Source organism: Chryseobacterium sp. MHB01 (assembly GCF_034651565.1).
GTDB classification, from domain to species: Bacteria; Bacteroidota; Bacteroidia; order Flavobacteriales; family Weeksellaceae; genus Chryseobacterium; species Chryseobacterium nepalense.
Genome location: NZ_JAYEDA010000017.1, coordinates 39,111 through 60,379, shown reverse-complemented (window position 1 = coordinate 60,379; position 21,269 = coordinate 39,111). Strand labels below are relative to the sequence as shown.

General features: G+C 36.3%; 17 protein-coding genes. 10 read left to right on the top strand and 7 right to left on the bottom strand.

The window, feature by feature from the left end:
* Window positions 1-169: 169 nt before the first annotated feature.
* The 3 genes from U9K52_RS19355 to U9K52_RS19345 all read left to right on the top strand — a co-directional run bounded on the left by U9K52_RS19355 (window position 170) and on the right by U9K52_RS19345 (window position 1,983).
* On the top strand, window positions 170-676 hold the full coding sequence (locus tag U9K52_RS19355; RefSeq protein WP_248394682.1) for a GNAT family N-acetyltransferase: 507 nt from the start codon (window positions 170-172) through the stop codon (window positions 674-676).
* Between the two features lie 288 nt (window positions 677-964).
* Window positions 965-1,543 carry a helix-turn-helix domain-containing protein gene (locus U9K52_RS19350; protein ID WP_248394681.1) on the top strand — a complete coding sequence of 193 codons (579 nt, stop codon included), beginning with the start codon at window positions 965-967 and terminating at the stop codon, window positions 1,541-1,543.
* Window positions 1,540-1,983, top strand: coding sequence for a response regulator (locus U9K52_RS19345; RefSeq protein ID WP_312174478.1), 444 nt, complete (start codon window positions 1,540-1,542; stop codon window positions 1,981-1,983). Before U9K52_RS19350 ends, U9K52_RS19345 begins: the two co-directional genes overlap by 4 nt.
* A 486-nt stretch (window positions 1,984-2,469) precedes the next feature.
* Here U9K52_RS19345 and recG read toward each other — a convergent pair whose 3' ends face one another.
* The 5 genes from recG to U9K52_RS19320 form a co-directional block, all read right to left on the bottom strand.
* Window positions 2,470-4,554, bottom strand: a complete 2,085-nt coding sequence (recG, locus tag U9K52_RS19340; protein WP_322927798.1) for an ATP-dependent DNA helicase RecG — start codon at window positions 4,552-4,554, stop codon at window positions 2,470-2,472.
* A gap of 70 nt (window positions 4,555-4,624) precedes the next feature.
* Window positions 4,625-5,158 carry a thioredoxin family protein gene (locus U9K52_RS19335; protein ID WP_248394676.1) on the bottom strand — a complete coding sequence of 178 codons (534 nt, stop codon included), beginning with the start codon at window positions 5,156-5,158 and terminating at the stop codon, window positions 4,625-4,627.
* Window positions 5,159-5,197: 39 nt separating this feature from the next.
* Complete coding sequence (locus U9K52_RS19330) at window positions 5,198-6,709, bottom strand: peptide MFS transporter (RefSeq protein ID WP_263602396.1); 1,512 nt, start codon at window positions 6,707-6,709, stop codon at window positions 5,198-5,200.
* Window positions 6,710-6,847: 138 nt separating this feature from the next.
* Window positions 6,848-8,602, bottom strand: coding sequence for a peptide MFS transporter (locus U9K52_RS19325; RefSeq protein WP_248394672.1), 1,755 nt, complete (start codon window positions 8,600-8,602; stop codon window positions 6,848-6,850).
* Between the two features lie 134 nt (window positions 8,603-8,736).
* Complete coding sequence (locus U9K52_RS19320; protein ID WP_322927797.1) at window positions 8,737-10,392, bottom strand: peptide MFS transporter; 1,656 nt, start codon at window positions 10,390-10,392, stop codon at window positions 8,737-8,739.
* Between the two features lie 85 nt (window positions 10,393-10,477).
* Here U9K52_RS19320 and U9K52_RS19315 point away from each other — a divergent pair, with 85 nt between their 5' ends.
* A complete protein-coding gene (locus tag U9K52_RS19315; protein ID WP_263602398.1) occupies window positions 10,478-10,732 on the top strand; it encodes a DUF2281 domain-containing protein in 255 nt (84 codons plus the stop codon).
* A 346-nt stretch (window positions 10,733-11,078) separates the two neighbouring features.
* Here the strand turns inward: U9K52_RS19315 and U9K52_RS19310 are convergent, their stop codons facing one another.
* Window positions 11,079-13,208 carry a S9 family peptidase gene (locus U9K52_RS19310; RefSeq protein ID WP_322927796.1) on the bottom strand — a complete coding sequence of 710 codons (2,130 nt, stop codon included), beginning with the start codon at window positions 13,206-13,208 and terminating at the stop codon, window positions 11,079-11,081.
* 118 nt (window positions 13,209-13,326) lie between these two features.
* On the opposite strand from U9K52_RS19310, the gene U9K52_RS19305 reads away from it, so the two are divergent.
* Both U9K52_RS19305 and U9K52_RS19300 read left to right on the top strand, forming a co-directional pair.
* Entirely contained in the window at window positions 13,327-13,800 is a 474-nt protein-coding gene (locus tag U9K52_RS19305; RefSeq protein ID WP_248394665.1) for a hypothetical protein, read from the top strand.
* A gap of 13 nt (window positions 13,801-13,813) precedes the next feature.
* Complete coding sequence (locus U9K52_RS19300) at window positions 13,814-14,005, top strand: DUF6496 domain-containing protein (protein ID WP_248394663.1); 192 nt, start codon at window positions 13,814-13,816, stop codon at window positions 14,003-14,005.
* A 146-nt stretch (window positions 14,006-14,151) separates the two neighbouring features.
* Here U9K52_RS19300 and glgP read toward each other — a convergent pair whose 3' ends face one another.
* Entirely contained in the window at window positions 14,152-15,816 is a 1,665-nt protein-coding gene (gene glgP, locus U9K52_RS19295; RefSeq protein WP_322927795.1) for an alpha-glucan family phosphorylase, read from the bottom strand.
* A gap of 193 nt (window positions 15,817-16,009) precedes the next feature.
* Between glgP and U9K52_RS19290 the strand changes: the two genes are divergently transcribed.
* From U9K52_RS19290 to mtaB, 4 genes are all read left to right on the top strand, one after another.
* On the top strand, window positions 16,010-16,807 hold the full coding sequence (locus U9K52_RS19290; protein ID WP_322927794.1) for a hypothetical protein: 798 nt from the start codon (window positions 16,010-16,012) through the stop codon (window positions 16,805-16,807).
* A gap of 130 nt (window positions 16,808-16,937) precedes the next feature.
* Window positions 16,938-19,031, top strand: a complete 2,094-nt coding sequence (locus U9K52_RS19285; protein ID WP_322927793.1) for a T9SS type B sorting domain-containing protein — start codon at window positions 16,938-16,940, stop codon at window positions 19,029-19,031.
* A gap of 60 nt (window positions 19,032-19,091) precedes the next feature.
* Window positions 19,092-19,733, top strand: coding sequence for a hypothetical protein (locus U9K52_RS19280; RefSeq protein ID WP_322927792.1), 642 nt, complete (start codon window positions 19,092-19,094; stop codon window positions 19,731-19,733).
* A 66-nt stretch (window positions 19,734-19,799) separates the two neighbouring features.
* Complete coding sequence (mtaB, locus tag U9K52_RS19275) at window positions 19,800-21,146, top strand: tRNA (N(6)-L-threonylcarbamoyladenosine(37)-C(2))-methylthiotransferase MtaB (protein WP_248394655.1); 1,347 nt, start codon at window positions 19,800-19,802, stop codon at window positions 21,144-21,146.
* Window positions 21,147-21,269 lie beyond the last annotated feature (123 nt).

Sequence of the window (21,269 nt, the reverse complement as noted above, 5' to 3'; positions counted from 1 at the left end):
AATGTAAGAAGAAAAAGTGAATCATACTTTTGATATACTGTCTCTTCAAAAATTTCTAATAATAAATATGGGTGAAAAGGTTATAGCTTTTCACCCTTTTTAATGAATTTAAAACAGTAATAATTTTAATTTCAATAACTTTTACATCAAATTTTATAAAAATTACAAAATGAAATTTATAGAAGCTAACGAAAAAGATATTCCGCTGATTCAGAGCCTTGCAGAAAAATCCTGGGAAGCAGCGTATAAAGACCTACTTTCGCAAGAACAGATAGATTATATGCTCGGAACAATGTATTCCCGAAATGAAATCATCCGGCAAATGCAAAATGCTGATTACCATTATTATATAATTTTTGATGAAAATAATAATTCATTTGAAGGCTTTTTGGGATATGAGCATGGCTATCAGGAATACACCACAAAACTTCATAGGATTTATCTTGTTCCTGAAAGTAAAGGTAAAGGAATTGGCAAAACTGCCATTGATTTTTTAAAGGAAAAAGCAGCCTCTGTGAACGACAGGAAAATAATCCTGAATGTTAATAAAAATAATCCAGCAAAGAAATTCTACGAATCTCAGGGATTTACCGTGTTTAATGAAGTGGTGATAGATATCGGGAACGGCTTTGTAATGGATGATTATGAAATGGAGTTTTATGTCACCCATGATTGACTTAAAATTATATAAAAATTGAATATAATTCTATAAAATGTGATGTATCTTTTTGTGTCATCTTTGTAAAAGAACCAAGTCACTTATAACAAATACATTCATTTGCCTGGTCTCAAGCATTATTTGCTTGATCAGTATATTTTTTTTCATCCTTAGTGTTTAAATTCCTGTGTTTATCAATACAGGAATTTTTTTTATAAGACATTTTTAACAGTATGTTAGTTATATCACTTATAATTGATATAAAATTATTATATTTACAAATACCATTAAATACATATAATAAGGATGAAAATGTATGTAAAATTTGATTTCAATACGCTCTGTATGAAGGTATTGGAAGAAAAACTAAAAGATCAGGGACTGAAATACAGGCTTCTTAACTTTGGAGAAGTAGAATTGTACGAAACCCTTACACAGGAACAAAGCAGAGTTTTCAGAGAAAATCTGGAAGATTACGGTATTGAAATTATTGAAAGTCAAAAAACGGCACTGGTTCAGAAAATAAAAGACACCATAGCGGAATTTGTAGGCTCGGACGAGGCCGTGCCGGTAAAAGCTTCCATTTTTATTGCGGAAAAACTGAATCATAGCTATGGATATCTGTCAAATGTATTTTCTGATGCAACAAATACTTCAATAGAGAACTTTATTATCATTCAGAAAATTGAATATGCCAAAGAACTCATCATCGGCAAAAGATATAACCTGACGGAAATCGCTCAACTCCTGAATTATTCCAGTGTTGCTCATCTGAGTACTCAGTTTAAGAATCTTACGGGAATTACCCCGTCGCATTTCCAGAAAATTATTGCGATGAGAAGAAAAGTTCAGCGCCACGATACCTATTATTCCAGAGCAATATGAAAAAAGAATATCTCAATGTGCTACTGGCAGATGATGATGAAGGAAATCTCATTCTTTTCAAAAATATATTGCAGGAATTTAAAATTCAGGTTAAAGTAAAAACGTTCTGCAACGGGAAAGACCTGATGATTTATCTTAATGAAAACACTGTAGTTCCCGAAGTCGTTTTTATGAATTATTCTTTACCCTTGAAAAATTCTCTTGAATGCCTTAGTGAAATTAAATCCAATCAGAAATTTGATCCTATGACCATCATCGTATTTAATGACAACTTATCTTCTGAACAAGAAGAAGAGGCTTTTGTAACCGGTGCCAATGTTGTAATGAAAAAGCCTGATAATTACAGAGATATGAAAAAAAATATAACCGATATTATATCCATAACATGGCAATATCATACTTCAGGATTGAATAAAAATAATTTTATCATGAAGGTGTGAAAAAAACTTAAGAATTATTTTGGAATTAAAATTAAAGTTCTATATTTGTATCTCAAGATTCACACAAAGGTGATAATATCAGATGGGAAATTCTGGTTTTATTTATGGAAGCAATAACAGCCATTTAGTGAAAAATCATTTTAATAATGAACTAAATTATATAATCACAATGTAGTTAAACAAAATGAATTATAGTAATTTCCGACTATAAAGCGCAGGAGATCTTTAAACAAAACGGTACAATCATGAAAACTCGAAAGGTAAAGAAGAGTTGTTAATACTTTCTTTATCAAGCCAAGTTAGTTTTTATAAATAAGCAGGTTGGGAAGATAATTCATTTTGTTTTTACTTTATTATCAATAGAACATCACATCACACCACATATATCACACCACATCACAAAATATTATGATGATAAAGTAATTTCTTCAAATAACAGTTTTATAAGGGGAGCCGCGTAAGGATTTATTTCTTTTCGCGGTTTTTTTATGATATTTTACTCCATTTGTTTTTACCTTTATACTGCCTTAGATAATAGTTTTTCAGGATCTGATTATCAGGATTGGTTAATAAAGGATCTGTTTTCAGGATTTTTTCAACCGTATTTTTAGTAACTTTAATGATGGCCGAATCATTAATCAGGTCAAGTCTTTTAAAATCTACCACGCCGCTTTGTTGTGTACCAAGAATATCACCCGGACCCCGAAGTTGCATATCCACTTCGGAAATCTTAAATCCGTCATTTGTTTCTACCATGGTTTTAATACGTGTTCTGCTGTCACTGGATAATTTGTCTGAAGTCATCAGGATACAGTAGCTCTGTTCTGCACCACGTCCCACACGTCCACGCAACTGATGAAGCTGGGAAAGACCGAATCGCTCCGCACTTTCAATCACCATTACTGAGGCGTTCGGTACATTTACGCCCACTTCAATTACCGTAGTTGCCACCATAATTTCAGCTTTTCCGGAAGCAAAATAGCTCATTGCAGCATCTTTTTCTTCTGGTCGCATTTGTCCGTGAAGCATGGTTACGTTATATTTCGGGAAATTATCCATTACATTTTCCAGTCCGGTCATCAGGTTTTTGTAATCCAGTGTCTCCGATTCTTCAATCAGAGGATATACAAAATACACCTGTCGTCCTTTCTGAATTTCTTCGCGGCAGAAATTGTAGACATATGCCCGGTCTTTTTCACGTCTGTGAGCGGTTATGATTGGTTTTCTTCCTACAGGCATTTCATCAATTACAGAAACATCCAGATCAGAATAAAAACTCATGGCCAGTGTTCTCGGGATGGGAGTAGCGGTCATTACAAGAATATGAGGCGGAATTTTATTTTTTGCCCATAATTTTGCTCTCTGAGCAACCCCGAATCTATGCTGTTCATCAATAATAGCTAGTCCAAGATTTTTAAACTTTACTTTATCTTCCAGTACAGCGTGCGTTCCTACAAGAATGGAAAGTTCACCGTTTTCAAGTTCTTCATGGATAATTTTACGGTCAGATTTTTTTGTAGATCCCGTTAAAAGTTTAACATTCACTTCCGTGTTTTCAAGAAGTTCTTTAATACCGTTATAATGCTGCTGGGCAAGAATCTCGGTAGGAGCCATCATACAGCTTTGGAAACCATTATCTTTCGCAATCAACATCGTTAACAAAGCAACCATTGTTTTTCCTGAGCCTACATCACCCTGAAGGAGTCTGTTCATCTGGATCGGACGTTTCATATCCTGCCGGATTTCTTTCAATACTCTTTTTTGAGCACCTGTTAAATCAAACGGAAGATGATGCTGGTAAAAATTATTAAAATAATCACCTACGATCGGGAAAGGATTTCCTGCAGTATGACTTTTATGATGAATTTTTTTTAAGCCGTAACCCAGCTGAAAAAAGAAAGATTCTTCAAATCTCAGGCGGTAATCTGCCTTCTTAAAATGTTCAGCATCTTTAGGGAAATGGATGTTAAGGTACATATGCTGTCTGGACATGAATTTGAAAGCTTTCATCAGGTAATCCGGGAAATTTTCCTGGATAAGATTCGGAATTTCCATACAGATATTCCTTAATACATTTTGAAAAAATTTTTGATTCAGTCCTCTTTTGGTTAATTTTTCAGAGCTTGGATAAATAGGCTTCAGGCGATTGTCGCCTTCTTTTTTTTCATCAGGCTCTATTTCCGGATGTGGCATTGAAAACTGGTTGTTGAATACATTGATTTTCCCGAAAATATAGATTTCCTTATTAATGGGAAGCTGTTCCTTCATCCACTTGGAGTACTGGAACCACACCAGATCCATTGTCCCCGTATCATCATTGAATTTTGCGGAAAGCCTTTTGGTTTTTCCGGTTTGTATTTCCTGAACACTTGTAATTTTTCCTTTCAGCTGAACATCTGTTGATACCTCATGAAGCTGTGCAATTTTATGGATTTTGCTTTTATCCAGATAACGCAGCGGAAAAAAGTTCAGGAAATCTTCCACGATGGAAATTCCCAGCACATTCCTGATGAGCTTGGCTTTTTCCGGACCGACGCCTTTTATGTATTCTATAGAAGTTTCTAATGTCATTAAGAATGCACGAATTTCGGGAAAAATTAGAAATTAAAAAAGACTTTCAAATCTGAAAGTCCTTTATTTATTATTCTTTTATTTTGGATTTAAATTTTGTCTGGTAATCTTCCCACTGTTGCCTGGAACGTATTTTTTTAAATAAATCCTTGGAAATAAATTCCAGATAAGGTTCCAGTTCCTTTGCAGATAATTCTCCCTGAAGAATGGTAATAGGACCTCCTTTCTCATCCAGGAATACTGTACTGGGAACAGCTCCTACGTTCATGTACTGGGTGAATTCGTGGAGGGAGTTTTTTCCTTTTTTATGTTCCGTATTTGGGTTTGAAAACTTTCTTCCGAAAATCTGGATCGTGCTTTTTTCCTCGGCATTAAATTTTACAGCGTAATAGTTTTCATTTATAATGTCAGCAATAATGGGATTTCCATACGTTTTTTTATCCATGATTTTACAGGGGCCGCACCAGTCTGCATAAAAGTCAATCAGGATTTTTTTCGGATTTTCTTTTTGCGCTTTCAGTGCTTCTTCAATGGTCATCCATTTTACCTGAGCGAAATTTAAAGTAATAACGAAAAAACAAATGATGCTTATTATTCTCTTCATGATTTGATATTTATGTAAAAATAAGCATAATATTATGCCTTATCGTACCTCCTGCATTAATTTCTTAACGAAAGGTGAAATCAAAATTAATATAACTCCGGCAATTACAGCATATAATCCCAATTGTTTATATCCATCGGTGTAAGTGATCAAAGCATCATAATTGGTAGAACCTTCTTTTGCCGTTGCCAGTCCGGCACCAATAATTCCTGCGACATACTGTCCGTATGCTGAAGCCAGAAACCACATTCCCATCATCATTCCCTGAAGATTTTTAGTTGAAAGCTTCGTCATAATCGATAATCCGATAGGAGAGAGGCATAATTCACCCAAAGTAATAACCAGCAATGCTATGGTAAAGAAATTCAGTGAAGTGATTCCCTGAAGATTGGCGAAAAAACGTGTTGCAAATAAAACGTAATAACCTAAGCCTAAGAAAATAAAGCCTAACCCGAACTTAATAATGGTGTTCGGCTCAATTTTTCTTTTGCTCATCCAGATCCAAAGCAGTCCGATTAGTGGGGCAAGGAAAATGATGAAAAAGGCGCCTCCGGAATTATTGACGCCATTTGGATCAAGTCCCAATAAGTCGTTATTCAAATTTTTAGCGGCAAAAATACTTAGAGAACCTCCGCTTTGCTCATAAATCCCCCAGAATAAAATGGAAAATAAAATAAAGACTAAGGCGGCTAAGAGTTTATTTCGCTCGGCAGGTGTTACTTTGGTCATTTCGTAAAACAGGTAGATCAAAGTCAGCGGTCCGACAGTCCACATGAAATAATCCGTATACTCGGTTTTAGCGACCATGATCATGATAATCGGAACAAAAATCAGTGATAAAACATAGACACCGTATTCCTGCCATTTCGGGATGGGTGCGGATTTTACTTCATTCAACGGATGTCCCGGCTGAAGGCCTATTGTTCCTAAGCTTCTTTGTGTAAAAACAAAATTAATTAAACTGACGACCATTACGATGGCCGCCAACCCGAATGCAACATTCCATCTCATTTCTTCCGGAATTACTTTCGCCAGAATTTCCCCTTTTCCGATAGTAATACAAAAATAACCTCCCAGCAAAGCTCCGAGATTAATTCCTGCATAAAAAAGTGAAAATCCGGCATCGGCTCTTGAATCATTCGGTTTGTAAAGCTGCCCGACCATTGATGAGATATTCGGTTTGAAAAAACCTGTTCCTACAACGGTAAAGGCAATACCTAAAAAGAAAAATTTATGGGGATCCGTTGCCAGGATGATACTTCCTATGATCATTAAAATTCCGCCCCAGAAGAGTGATTTTCGGAAGCCTAAAATTTTATCTGCAAATAATCCTCCGATAAAGGTAAAAGCATATACAAATGCCTGCGTTGCAGCATACTGAAGATTGGCTTCTTTTTCATGGAGATTAAGTTGGGAAATCATAAAGAAAACAAGCATTCCGCGCATTCCGTAGAAGCAGAATCGTTCCCACATTTCGGAGAAGAAGAGGCTCCAGATTTGTCTGGGATATTTTCCTTTGAAATTTTGTATTTCGTCTAAAGTTAAACTCATAATGATATGATTAAGTTTTAAATAAGGATTTTGTTTCAACTTAATTGTTGATGCATTGCGTCAACAATTGCAAGAACACACGAAAATAAAAAAAACCTCCGACTTAGCAGAGGTTTCATTTATTTTATTTGATGCAGATTAGTTTACACCATGCATCATTTTCTTTAAGATTGGTGAAATTAAAGCTAAGATTACTGCTGCAATACCACACAATACCACGAATACCATAAAGAATTCGAATAAATTGTGAATTTCAAATCCTGCAAAAGTAGGATTCTGTAAAGGCAACTGAGCTTTTTCAAACGCGGCAGCCTGCTCAGCTGTTAAGGTTACTTTTTTATCCAAAACATCCTGAAGATTTACTCCAATTTCCTGAGCTTTAGTGAATTTGTCTCCTGTAGCAGGAATTAGTGCTCCTAACGAACCCGCCAAAGCATACCCCGCAGCATTGGAAATAAAGAAAACACCGTATAGCAACGAAGCAAATCTTTTTGGGGCCAGTTTACCTACCAAAGATAACCCGATTGGAGAAAGACAAAGCTCACCACAAGTCTGGATGAAATATAAAAGCATCAGCCATTTTATCGCTAACAATCCTGAATTTCCAAGATCTTTTACGTTATGGGCAATGATGAAATAACTTAAAGCAATTAATGCAAGACCCATGGCCTGCTTCATTGGAGAAACCGGTTCTTTACCTCTTGCTCTTAATTTATCCCAGCATAAACTGAAAGGAACTGCAAGCAATACCACGAAAATCCCGTTGAAAATCTGTACCATTGAAGGCGGCATATTCCATCCGAAGATATTTCTGTCGGTCTGGTTATCTGCAATAAATGTTAATGAAGAACCTGCCTGCTCAAAAGCTGCCCAGAAGAAGATAATAAAGAAGGATACAATATAGATTACCCATATTCTCTGTCTTTCCACTTTGTTTTCTGCAGAACTCATAATTAAAAATGCCAAAGAAATCCCCGCTGCATAAATGAAAGGATAAATAATTCCTTTGATTAATTGTCCCATTTCAACTGCTTTAAAGCCGAATTCGCCGACAAGAAGATATCGGAAAACAAAGAATAAAACAATAAATAATGCTCCTGTAATTCCTAAAGCTGCACCCGAGAATTTTGCAGTCTGCGTTTCGCCTTCTTCAAAATCTGCACTGGTATTATGTTTTGGTAATCCTCCGATTGGTCTTCCTTCCGGTGTTACCACATATTTGTTTTTAAGAATAAAGAAGGTTACCGTACCAATTACCATCGCGATGGAAGCGGCCAGGAAACCCCATTTGAATGCAAAAATATCTCTTACTCCTGTAGTAGCATCTTTTACATCCCCTAAATAAGGACAGATGAACTGACCCAAAAATGCCCCGATATTGATTCCCATATAGAAAATCGTGAAAGCAGAATCTAGTTTTGATTTTTCCTGTTTCGGGTAAAGGCTTCCCACCATGGAGGAAATGTTCGGCTTAAAGAATCCGTTTCCGAAAATGATAATGAAAAGGGCAAGCCACATAAACATTTTTGCGCTGTCAACATTTCCTGAGAAAGTAGACGCACTGATGAACAGTAAAAACTGCCCGATGGCCATTAATGATCCACCGATTAAGATGGCATTTCTGTTACCGATATATTTATCTGCAATGAAACCACCCAAAAGAGGAGTAAGGTAACATAAAGCTAAAAATCCACCATAGATGATTGCTGCATCAGCTTCTTTTATTAATAAGGAATTTACCATGAAGAGCGTCAAAAGTGCTCTCATTCCATAAAAGTTGAAACGCTCCCACATTTCTGTTCCGAATAAAACCCACAATCCCTTCGGATGCCTGGATCCTTTATTCTCTACAAATTCATCCTGTTTCGGACTTAATGCTTCAGTATTATCCATTTTTTATTGTTAATTTTTGTTAAGACTGACAAATATAGTTTTTTTTGTGTTTTCAGCAAGGTTTTAATTTTATATTTAAATAAAAAAGCTGCAGAGGAACTCCACAGCTTTGTTTTCATTATTGTTGAATGCAATTAATGTCCTTTTTCCTTCATGATTTTGTTTAATCTTTTTAACATGGATAGTCCTAAAAGCGTGGCAAATATTAATAAAGCGAAATTGACCAGGAAATAATTCATTTTATTATCATAGCTGTACCAGGTACTTGCTAAAATCCCGGAAAGCTTGTTTCCTACAGAGTTTGCCAGGAAAAACCCACCCATCATTAAAGCCGTAATCCTTGCAGGAGATAATTTGGAAACGAAAGACAATCCCATTGGCGAAAGGCAGAGCTCACCAATAGTGATGACACCATATCCTGCTACGAGCCACCATGGAGAAACTTTCACGGCACCGTTATCGCCCGCCCAGACTGCCACAACCATTACAAGGCATGATAATGCTGAAATAAATAATCCCAAAACAATTTTGGTTGGAGTTAGAGGTTCTTTCCCCCGTCTTCTTAAAAAAGCCCAAAAGGCAACAATAACCGGTGTTAAGGCAATTACCCAAAATGGGTTGATGGATTGAAATAATTCCGTATTGTATAAATAAGTTTTTGTTTCAGGATTTTTTTCTAATTGTGCACGCTGATCAGGGGAAATATTTTTAAAATACACATCTTTTCCCTGTACTTTAATAGCTTTTCCGTCTTTATCTTTCTGTGACTGGAACTGATCATCATAAACAGGAACTTCCTTGTCTTCATAGCTTTTTCCCTCAACCATATAAATTTCTTCTAATGGCTTTTCCATAGCGGCAGGAACACTTCGGTCGGTGTAATAATTGGCCCATCTTGTTAGAGCTGTTCCGTTTTGCTTGAAAACTGCCCAGAAAAACATACTGATTAAGAAAACTGACAGTAAGGCTCCAATCGAAGATTTTTCTTCTGGTTTAGCTTTAAAATAGAGCGAAGCATAAAAATAAATAACCGGAACACATGCAAAGATAAAGGCGTCTGTACTGTCACTTCCGAAAATATTTCCGGGAATGGTCCAACCGATTACTCCGGCAACAATTGCAGGTAAGAACACTTTAACCAAAATTTCAGAAAGTTTGGTGTCACCTTCCTGAACAGGTTTCATCTGGGCTGCATGAATATAATGTTTCCTGCCAATGGTAAAAATTACCATACCAATCAACATTCCGACTCCGGCTGTGATAAACGCTTCACCCCAACCGAATTTATTCCGCATAAATGCTGCAATGATATTACAGATAAACGCTCCGATGTTGATTCCCATGTAAAAAATATTGTAACCGGAATCCTTGTTGGCTTTGTAAGGTTCTTCAGAATATAAATTTCCAAGCAATGTTGAAATTGTTGGCTTAAAGAAACCATTTCCGATGATGATTAACGCTAATGAAGAATAAAAAAGAGTAAGATCTTTAAAAACACCCATCCCAATGTATCCGGCTGCCATTAAAATTCCTCCGAGATAAATCGATTTGATGTAGCCTAATACCCGGTCCGCAAGAAATCCGCCGATGAAAGGCGTTAAATAGGTAAGGGCAATATAAGTCCCGAAAATATCGTCTGCGGTTTTGTCGGGAAGTCCGAGGCCGCCTTTTGCGCCGGTTGGTTCAATCACATACAATACAAAAATTCCGAGGATAAGATAATACCCGAAACGCTCCCACATTTCCGTAAAGAAGAGGAAAGGCAATCCCTTAGGATGTTTAGTCTTCATAGTTGATAAATTTCAAGTTTCACAAATATAGAATTTTAAAAATAATAATGAGATTTTATTAATTTTGGATAAAATAAGATGGAAAATGGAAATTACATTGAAAGATTTAGAAAATAATATCAGAACACTCCCTGAAAATTTTTACGAGGGAGTAAATGATTTTATTGATTTTTTAAAAACAAAATACAACAAAACTAATTCTCAGGATTGGGCAGAAAATTTATCAGAAATCCATAGAGATTCTATAAATAAAGGATTGGACGATATACAAAGTGGAAGAACGATAGGCCAAGAATCTGCCCAAAAGAATATAAAAGATTATATTAATTCAAAGAAATGATAATGGAAATTATTTGGTCTGATGAAGCTTTAAAGAATTATTTAAAGGTAATTGATTATTTGTTTGAAAACTGGACAATTAAAGAGATTGAAAGATTTGAATATAAATTTTAACAGGTTAATTGCTAATTTGAAAGACCATGTTGGGATTTGTCCAAATCTAAAATTCTGAACTTAAGAAAATGTGTTATTGATGAAAACAATTCATTAATTTATCAGGAAATCAATAATATAATTTTTCTTGTGACTATTATTGATAACAGAAGCTTTCATTCTTATTGAAAAAAAACTCCGAATCTTACATTAAAGATTCGGAGTTTTTTTATCATTAAATTTCAGATAAATTTTTACAAATTCTCCAAAATAAAATCAGTCATTTTCTGGTAAAGCTGAGGTCTTGTCTGCCCGCCATAAATTCCGTGGTTTTTGTCAGGATAAGCCATAAAATCGAATTGTTTTTTATTCTGAATCAGAGCTTCTGAGAATTGCATAGAGTTTTGGAAATGTACGTTATCGTCAGCCGTTCCGTGAATTAATAAGAATTTTCCTTTCAGTAAATTCGCGTATTCGGTAGGCGAGTTTTTATCATAACCGTCAGGATTTTCCTGCGGTGTTCTCAGGAACCTTTCCGTGTAAACAGAATCATAGAATCTCCAGTTGGTAACCGGTGCTACGGCAATTCCCATTTTGAAAACATCTGCACCTTTGGTCATGGCCAAGCTGGTCATATAACCTCCAAAGCTCCATCCGAACATTCCGATTCTTGATTTGTCGATATACGACTGATTACCGAACCATTTAGCCGCCGCAATCTGATCTTCAATTTCATATTTGCCCAAATTCATGTAAGTTACTTTTTTGAATTTCGCTCCTTTATAACCTGTACCACGGCCGTCTACACAAGCTACAACATAACCTTTTTGCGCCAGCATTTCAAACCACAAAGCATTTCCATTATCCCAGGAATTGGCAACCTGCTGAGATCCCGGACCGGAATACTGGAACATAAACAACGGATATTTTTTATTTTTATCAAAATTTTTAGGCTTAATAATCCAGGCATTCATCTGATCTCCGGCTTCGTTGGGAATCGTCATGAATTCTTTTTCAACAAAGTTATCTGCTTTAAGCTTCTGAAGCTGGGCTTCATTATTCTGAAGCTCTTTTACTACTTTCCCGGTTCCGTCCTTTAAGACAAAAGTGTAAGGTCTTGAAGCCGTAGAAGATGTTTCAATAAAATAATTGTAATTTTTACTGAAGCTTGCAGAATTATTACCTTCCGCATTGGAGATGAGCTGTGATTTCCCGTTTTCGATATTTACTTTGGAAACCACTTTATTAATGCTTCCCTTTTCTGTAGTCTGAACGTAAATTTCTTTTGATTTAGGATTATAGCCATAATAATCCGTTACTTCCCAGTTTCCTTTGGTCACCTGTTTTTTGAGCTTTCCGTCTTTGTCATACCAGTACAGATGGCGGTTGCCGTCTCTTTCGGAGCCCCAAAGGAAAGAATCATCCTCTAAAAATTCCAATGTCGGACTGTCGGTGTCAATCCATTTTTCATCTGTTTCAGTGAATAATTTCTGTACAGTTCCGGTTTTGGTATTTACTTTCAGAACATCAGATGCATTTTGAATTCTTTCAGAAGTAATCAAAACAATTTCATCCGGTTTTGCGGTCTGAATAACATTTGGAATATAATAATTTTTAAATGAACTTAAATTTAAATGACTTGTTTTTCCATTGTCCAGACGATACAGCTGCGCTGAAACTTTAGAATTGTTTTCTCCGGCTTTAGGATATTTATAACGCATTTCAGATGGGTAAAGCGTTTTACCGTAAATCGGGATAAAAATTTCAGGAACTTCACTTTCATCTGATTTTACAAAAACGATAGCATCTGAATTTTTCGTCCATTCATATTGTCTAGCATGCCCGAATTCCTCTTCATACACCCAGTCTGCAAGTCCGTTGATGATTGAATTTTTCTTACCGTCTGTTGTAATCTGTGTGATTTTTCCCGAATTTAAATCCTGATAGAATAGATTGTTATCAGCGATAAATGCAACTTTGGTAGCGTCCGGTGAAAATCTAGGCTCCTGAACAAATTTTCCATCATATAAAGCAACCGTTTTTCCTGATTTTAAATCTTTAACCTCAAATTTCCCGAGGAAAGAGTGTCTGTAAATGGGCTCGCTTTCTTTCAGCAAAAGAATTTTAGATTCATCTTCAGAAAATTCATAGCTTTCAAACTGGCCGTCAACAATATTTCCTTCTTTCTGAGAAGTTTTATAAGAATATTTTGCTATTCCTCCCTGTTCGATAACTAAGTAGTTTTCACCATTTTTCATGGATGTGATTCCGGCAATGCCTTTTCCACGGTAATATCCTGAATATATCTTATCTAAAGTGATTTCCTGTGCGGTTACGCTTTGAAATGCAGCAGCGATGGTAAGTGTTAATATGAATCTTTTCATTTTTTATTTTAAAGCTTTCAAATATAACAATTTTATGAATGTCAGAAAAAGCATTTGAAAATAGGCCTTTGGCAAAAAAATTGAATAGTTAAAGTATAATCAATATCATATAATAATTATGGAAACGAATGCTTTTGACCAGAAACTAAACCGGTACGAATTAGGAGACACTATTGTATATACAGGATTTTCAAGCTATAAAGACGCCGAAGAGTGCGCCCAGAAAAAAAATGGTGAACTGGTGGAAGTAGGTTTTAAAGACGGTAACGACAACCCTGAAATAGGCAATGAGGCCAACCTGCTGGATAAAAAACTGCATTATTTCGTAGATGCCGGCGACGAATATAAATTCATTCACTCATCAGATCCGGGATTTAAAAAATATGCCGACGAACTGCAGAAAATAAAAGCAAAACTCCTGCAGTCTCCCCCTGATGAAAGATATCTGGCCAATTTCGAGATTGAAAACACAGAAGACCCGATCGTTGTGCTCAAAAATGATCATTTTGAATCGGTGACTTCACGAGAGCGTTCAAAATATCTGAAACATGCTAAAGTATATGAAATAGGTGTTTCTGTACCAAAATCTTAAAAATCATCATATTATGAGCAAGAACAAATATTCAGAAAAAGCTCAGGACAAAGTAGAGAAAGTAATGCACGAATTCAAGGAAGGAAAACTGAAGTCTTCTTCCGGAGATAAAGTGAAAAGCAGAAAGCAGGCGGTTGCCATAGGAATTTCTGAAGCAAGAGAAGAAGGCTTAAAAGTGCCTAAAGAAAAAAAGAAAAAAAATTAATTATAAAATAAACCCGGGTTGAAATTTTCAATCCGGGTTTATTTTGTAAGATGTATAATCGTTCGTCAGTTCGAGTGTTTTTCATAATGAAATGAAGAAAAATGTATCGAGAACTGAGTACAATGAAAGCAGGCTGACAGTCGAAACTATCCTTTATAATTATAAAGAATCTGGTAGTACTCATCCGCCATTCGGTCGCTGTTAAACTGGTCTTTAACATCGTTCATCGAATTGTACTGAATCTTTCTCCATTGATTCGGATTGTCATAATATGCAGGAAGAATTTCGTTTTCCAGAAGTTCATACAGCTTGTTCATATCATAATTATCCTGTTCATAAATGCTCATATTCTCATAATCTCCTTTTGGTACAACGAAAGAATTTTCTCCATGCTTAGCAAATTCGGGAATCCAGCCGTCGTCGGTAGAAAGATTTACGGAACCGTTCATGGCAGCAGTCATTCCTGATGTTCCTGAAGCTTCTCTCGGAACTCTCGGGTTGTTTAGCCAAAGATCGGAACCCTGTTTCAGCAATTTGCTTAATGCAAGTTCATATCCCGTAAGAACGGCCATATTTTTATTGTTTTTGCTCTCTTCTACCAGTAAATTGAAAATAGAAATTGCAGAATAATCCATAGGATAAGGTTTTCCTGCAAAAATGATCTGTACCGGATGTTTCGGATTATTCAGAAGTTTATAAAATCTTTCTTTATCCTGCAAAAGAAGATCAGCTCTTTTGTAGCCGGCAAATCTTCTTGCCCATACAATGGTGAAGATATTCGGGTTAAAAAGATCGCCTGTCTGGTCTGCAACAACTTTAAAAAGTCTCTTTTTAAGATGTTTTTTACGGTAGTCAAAAACTGTTTCATCATTTTCATCCTTAGCATTATATAAAGGTTTGTCTGACCAGTACTTGAATTCCTGTGCATTGGTAATAGACTTAATTTCACAGATCCCTTCATATTTGCTCCACATGGCTCTTGAAACAACACCATGCAGCTGAGACACGCCATTGGCAATATGTGCCATTTTCAGGGCACACAAAGAATGGTTGAACCGGTCGTCGCCTGAACCTTCTATTCTCTTCACATCGTCCATGCTGAACCCGGAAAAATAAGACATTTCATAACAAAGTCTCAGACTATGTTTTTCATTACCGGCTTCTTCAGGAGTGTGGGTTGTGAACACCAGCTTTTCTTTTACCCTGTTCAGGTCTCCATTATATTTTTTTAGCAAGTGAAATGCAGCAGGAAGTCCGTGCGCTTCATTCAGGTGATAAATATCTCTTTCAAGATTCATCTCGTCAAGCAGTTTCGCACCACCTTTCCCTAGAAGAATATATTGGGCCAGTTTGGTAGACTCGTTCGCATCATAAAGCTTATGGCAAATGGTTTTTGAAATATGATCATTTTCCGTAACATCGGTAGAAAGAAAAAACATCGGTGCCGTCTGGAAAATATCCGGATCAAGATACCATACCTTTACCCAAACCGGTGCGCTGTGGATTTCAATCTGGAATTTTAAGCCTGTATCTTCGAGAAAACTGTACATTTTTTTTGTCCAGACCGGTTGTAGGGTCTGATCATGATTTCTCGCCTGGTCATAATATCCGAATTTCCACAAAATTCCGATTCCAATAAGATCCTGTTTCAGGTTATAAGCACTTCTCATATGAGACCCTGCTAAAAATCCGAGACCTCCGGAATATATTTTAAGAACCTGCTCTATGGCAAATTCCATTGAAAAATAAGCTACCTTTTTAGAGTATTTGGGATTGGTGCCAAAAGGCATTTTAAAGTTTCTAAAATCCATCACAGTTTTATATTTGAAAGCCAAAGGTATTAATTATGAAAGTAAACTAAATGTTAAATATCGAATAAATTATTTTAAAAGAAAATATAGCATTGAATTTTTACTTATCTTTAAATTGTAAATTTTTGATAATCAAAACTTCATGACATGAAACCGAAAGTTTTATGTGTTCCATAACAATAAACATAAGCACATGAAAAAGACTTTTTCTGATGAAGATTTAATTAAAAATCTAAGCCTTTATTATCTGAACCGGCATTTGAAAAAAAAGCCGATCGAAAAATATCACCGTACCATAGATCAGTCTCCTTTACATGACCGGGAAAAGTATAAGAAAAAAACAGAGATCTTACTGCTTAATTCTTTTATGCATCATTTCCCTGAAATAAAATTTGAAGATTTAACCTGCGAAAGCCCGGATTTTATCGCAAAATTCGACAATAAGAAGATTGGGATAGAACTCACCGAGGTGATCAATCATCTTGAAATGAAAAAGATTGAAAGCAGCTTAAACAAAATTTTCCGTCAGGCAGAAATATTATTGGAACAGGAAGACACTACGAGATTTCGTGGTGTTTATTTTTTAGAATTCCATTCAGATGTCCGGCCTGATACCCTGGAAAATCAACAGGAAATTATCCTCAATATCTACAAAAGCATAAAACGCGGAAAAGCATACGGTTGCGTAAAAAGCCTGAGAAAATCCTTTCACCGGAGAAATGTCTTCATCACCCATGAATACAACATGAACCTCTTTGATGAATTATGCTCTGAAAAAATTGTAGAACTTATTGAAAAAAAGAATGAAAAATTTCCATATTATGATACTTCCGTAGATGAATGCTGGCTTGTGATTGTTTCGGATATGAATTCTATCGCTTCCCGTTATACTTTTATTCAGGATAAGGAACATCTGCATCAGGTAAAAAGTCCTTTTCATAAAATTTTTCACATCGAAAATCTTTACGGAAATATTACGAGTATAAAATGATTTATTGAGTATTCTACATTTTTTTTCAATTTATAATGAATTATGTTAAATTAAAATAGCGTAATCGATATGAAATGTTTATATTTGATATAAACAAAGAATCACTGAAATATAACCAAATTGAAAAAGCATGAAGAAATATTTACTCTTTTTTTTACTTCTATTATCCCGAACTCTTTTTTCCCAGGCCGACTGTTCCACAGCACTCACCGTCTGTGGAAATTCGAACATTACTTATTCTCCGTCGGGAATTGGCGCCGTCAATGAAAATCTTGGAGGATGTCTTACTACCGGTGAACATAATTCCATCTGGTACAAAATCACCATAGCAACGGGCGGAACGCTTACTTTCGATCTGGTGCCGAGTGATCCGGATGCCGATTACGACTGGGCAGTATACGGCCCGAATGTCAATTGCGGAAATCTGGGGGCGCCAATACGCTGTAACGCAGCAACCGTAATAGGCGTAGGAGCCTCTACCGGATTGAATATGACCAGTACGATTACTTCCGCGGCCGGCGGCTCTTTAACACCATACTGCAAATATCTGGATGTACTTCCGGGACAAACCTACTATCTTTACATTGACAATTGGGTAGATGTGTTTAATCCTACCATGGCTCCTTTCTCCCTTACATGGGGTGGAACGGCAACTCTTGCTTCACCATTTACCAATCCTAATATTCAGACGCAGCCTTTTACGCCGCCGGGAGCTCCGGCTGCAAACCCCGCAGATCCGAGGGAGATTATCATCTGCCAAAATCCGGCTGTTTTTGATTTCAGTACATTAACGGCAGGTATCCTGAACGGAAATTCAAATTTTCAGATCACGTATCATACTTCCCAAAATAATGCACTTTCGGGAGCAAATCCTATTCTTACGCCACAAACAGTGAACATGGCGTTAACATATTATTACAGTATTCATTATCAGGATCCGGCAGATCCCAATAATCCGATCAATTCCTGCAGACAGACCGGAGCGTTTAAATTTAAACAGGGAAATATTACCGGAAATAATGTTACTCTTTACAGCTGTAATAACAATAATGCGGGGACTGCTACTTTTAACCTGACTTCTGCAGCGGTTTTCGGAGATCCTACCGCTACAAAAAAATATTACAATACCCTCAATGATCTTAATGCGGGAATTAATGAAATTGCAAACCCTGCCGCGTTTGTTTCCGCTGAAGGGGTGGTCTATGTAAAAATTACTTCTCAGTACGGTTGTGTGGCTGTAGCAGAGATTACTTTGAAATTTTACCCTGTCGTAATCGTAACAGAAGCAACACTGAGGTCATGTTTTATAGAATCAAATCCCTCTACGGCTTCATTTAATTTAACAACGGCTCCGGTAACCACTCAAACGGGAACCAAAACTTATTTTCCTTCGCTTGGAGACGCGCAAAATAATACCAATGCCATCGCAAATCCTGCCAATTATATTGCATCAAACGGAGTTGTCTTTATCAGGGTAACCAACGGAAATGGCTGTTATGCAATTGCCAAAGTTAATCTGGTAGTTCTTCCACCTGTATATTCTACTGTCCTTCAGGATAAAATTATCTGTGTGGAAGATAAAACAACGCTTGATGCAGGATCCGGCTTTACAGCATATGAATGGAGTACAGGAGCGACAACACAGACAATATCCAATGTGGGAGTAGGAACATATTGGGTAAAACTGAAAACAGGAGATTGTACAACATTGCAGACTGTAAAAATCTATGCCTCAGAACAGCCGGTAATCTCTTCTGTGGATATTTCGAATACAACAGTGACGGTAAATGTTACAGGAGGAACAGGTCCGTACAGCTATTCCACAGATGGCATCAACTGGCAGGATTCTAATGTTTTAACAAATATTCCAAGAGGAGATCATCATATTTTTGTTAAAGATGCCTATGATTGTGATCCTATTGATATTACGATTGTTGTACCGAATTTAGTGAATGTCATTACTCCAAATGGAGACGGCGTTAATGATATGATTGATTATTCTGCACTGGGAAATAAACAGAATCTTGTATTTAATATTTTCGACCGGTACGGAAATAAAATCTTCCAGGCAGATAAAATGAACGGTTACCGGTGGAACGGAACTACGGGTGGTAAAAAAGTCCCAACCGGCACTTATTGGTATTCCGTAACCTGGAATGAAAATGATAAAAAGAATACATTAATCAAATATTCAGGTTGGGTGATGGTAAAAAACAGAGATTGATCTATACAAATTAAAACTGCCTCGAGAGAGGTGGTTTTTGTTTTTCAATATTCAACATTTATGAAAAATTTTAAAATACAGAAAGATAAAGGAATCGTTTCTAGACAATTTTTAACGAAAAATGTTCATGACTTTGATTCCGCCTGTCATTATATCTCCATGTTGCCATACAAAAGAAATACTGATAAACGTGATATTCTTTGTGTTTTTAATGATTTGGGCGGGACCTGCAGCACAAAACATGCGGTACTGAGAAAGCTTGCTCTTGAAAATGATTATGCTGAAATAAAACTCATGTTGGGAATTTTTAAAATGGATGAAGAATATACGGGTAAAATTAAAAATACATTAGAAAAGTTTAATCTGAAATATATTCCTGAAGCACATAATTACCTGAAAATTGAGGGAATATATTATGATTTTACAAGGGCAAATTCCAATTATAATGATTTTAAAAATAAACTGTTACTTGAAAAGGAAATGGAATATGATCAAATTGTTGAAGAAAAAATCGTTTTTCATCAGGCCTTCCTTAAAAATTGGATCGATACCGAATGTCTTGGCTATGATTTACATGAAATCTGGAAAATAAGAGAACAATGCATTAAAGATCTGCAGAAAAAAGATGATGCAGAACTTCATAATTTCTCTCCCGTATGTTATCAAAACAGTTCGGAAATAAGAGATGAATTTAAGCAATAGACTGAATCGATTTACAATTTGTATTAAATTGATTATCTTTGCAGCCACAAAATTCAGGATTAATAAATGTCTCAATTTCACAGAACTGCCGCATTTCATACCTTAGGCTGCAAATTAAATTTTGCGGAAACATCTACCATTGCCCGCCAGCTCACGGATGCGGGGTATGAAAAGGTGAGTTTCGATGATAAAGCGGATATTTATGTGATCAATACGTGTTCTGTTACGGAAAATGCTGATCGTGAGTGTAAACTCCACGTAAAAAGAGCAATGAAGGCCAATCCTGAAGGACTGGTTGTCATTGTGGGATGTTATGCACAGCTGAAACCTGAAGAAATTTCACAGATTGAAGGAGTGGATCTTGTATTGGGCGCCAAAGAAAAGTTCAATATCCTGAGCTATCTCGATGATCTTGAAAAATCTGAAAATGAGGGAATTGTGCACTCCTGTGAAATTGAAGAAACTGATTTTTTTATCGGAAGCTATTCTATCGGAGACAGAACCAGAGCTTTCCTGAAAGTTCAGGACGGCTGCGACTATAAATGTACGTACTGTACAATTCCTCTGGCAAGAGGAATTTCCCGTTCCGACACCATTGAAAATGTACTGAAAAATGCCAGAGAAATTTCTCAAAGAGATATCAAAGAAATCGTTCTTACCGGAGTCAATATAGGAGATTATGGAAAAGGAGAATTCGGAAACAAAAAGCATGAGCATACATTTCTGGATTTGATTTCCGGGCTCGATAAAGTAGAAGGAATCGAAAGAATCCGTATTTCTTCCATTGAACCTAATCTTTTGAAAGATGAAAGTATAGAGCTGGTTTCAAGAAGCAGAAGTTTTGTTCCGCATTTTCACATTCCGCTGCAGTCCGGAAGTGATGATCTTCTGAAAAAAATGAAGCGTCGTTATCTTACGAAATTATATAAAGACAGGGTTGCTAAAATCCGTGAAGTAATGCCTCACGCCGCGATTGGCGTTGATGTGATCGTTGGTTTTCCGGGAGAAACGGAAGAGTTGTTCATGGAAACCTATAACTTCCTGAATGAGCTGCCGATTACTTATCTCCACGTTTTCACCTATTCTGAAAGAGAAAATACCGAGGCTGCCGCAATGGATGGAATTGTACCGATTTCTGAAAGAAAGAAACGAAATAAAATGCTGAGAATTCTTTCCGAAAAGAAAAAGATGGCATTCTATCAGACCCAGCTTGGGAAAACACTTCCCGTACTTTGGGAACACGAAAATAAAGACGGAAAAATGTTCGGCTTCACGGAAAATTATGTGAGGGTACAGAAAGATTATGATGCAGCGTCCGTCAACCAGATTGAATTCCTGAAACTGGACAGAATAGAAGCTGATGGTACCGTTTCCGTACAATATTCCTTTGAGAAGTTCTTGGAGAAATTGTAAAACTTTTAGCTTTAGTATTTTTTTCGATCAATAAAATCATGTAACGGCAATAATAAAAGTGTGTTAAAAACGTATCTGACACTCTTATACTAAAGAAAAAAGGGGCAAATGCCCCTGTTATTA

Excerpts from the sequence above, each read along its gene's own strand:
- U9K52_RS19355 (WP_248394682.1), top strand. The coding sequence starts at position 170 with ATGAAATTTATAGAAGCTAACGAAAAAGATATTCCGCTGATTCAGAGC.
- U9K52_RS19350 (WP_248394681.1), top strand. The coding sequence starts at position 965 with ATGAAAATGTATGTAAAATTTGATTTCAATACGCTCTGTATGAAGGTA.
- U9K52_RS19345 (WP_312174478.1), top strand. The coding sequence starts at position 1,540 with ATGAAAAAAGAATATCTCAATGTGCTACTGGCAGATGATGATGAAGGA.
- recG (WP_322927798.1), bottom strand. The coding sequence starts at position 4,554 with ATGACATTAGAAACTTCTATAGAATACATAAAAGGCGTCGGTCCGGAA.
- U9K52_RS19335 (WP_248394676.1), bottom strand. The coding sequence starts at position 5,158 with ATGAAGAGAATAATAAGCATCATTTGTTTTTTCGTTATTACTTTAAAT.
- U9K52_RS19330 (WP_263602396.1), bottom strand. The coding sequence starts at position 6,709 with ATGAGTTTAACTTTAGACGAAATACAAAATTTCAAAGGAAAATATCCC.
- U9K52_RS19325 (WP_248394672.1), bottom strand. The coding sequence starts at position 8,602 with ATGGATAATACTGAAGCATTAAGTCCGAAACAGGATGAATTTGTAGAG.
- U9K52_RS19320 (WP_322927797.1), bottom strand. The coding sequence starts at position 10,392 with ATGAAGACTAAACATCCTAAGGGATTGCCTTTCCTCTTCTTTACGGAA.
- U9K52_RS19315 (WP_263602398.1), top strand. The coding sequence starts at position 10,478 with ATGGAAATTACATTGAAAGATTTAGAAAATAATATCAGAACACTCCCT.
- U9K52_RS19310 (WP_322927796.1), bottom strand. The coding sequence starts at position 13,208 with ATGAAAAGATTCATATTAACACTTACCATCGCTGCTGCATTTCAAAGC.
- U9K52_RS19305 (WP_248394665.1), top strand. The coding sequence starts at position 13,327 with ATGGAAACGAATGCTTTTGACCAGAAACTAAACCGGTACGAATTAGGA.
- U9K52_RS19300 (WP_248394663.1), top strand. The coding sequence starts at position 13,814 with ATGAGCAAGAACAAATATTCAGAAAAAGCTCAGGACAAAGTAGAGAAA.
- glgP (WP_322927795.1), bottom strand. The coding sequence starts at position 15,816 with ATGGATTTTAGAAACTTTAAAATGCCTTTTGGCACCAATCCCAAATAC.
- U9K52_RS19290 (WP_322927794.1), top strand. The coding sequence starts at position 16,010 with ATGAAAAAGACTTTTTCTGATGAAGATTTAATTAAAAATCTAAGCCTT.
- U9K52_RS19285 (WP_322927793.1), top strand. The coding sequence starts at position 16,938 with ATGAAGAAATATTTACTCTTTTTTTTACTTCTATTATCCCGAACTCTT.
- U9K52_RS19280 (WP_322927792.1), top strand. The coding sequence starts at position 19,092 with ATGAAAAATTTTAAAATACAGAAAGATAAAGGAATCGTTTCTAGACAA.
- mtaB (WP_248394655.1), top strand. The coding sequence starts at position 19,800 with ATGTCTCAATTTCACAGAACTGCCGCATTTCATACCTTAGGCTGCAAA.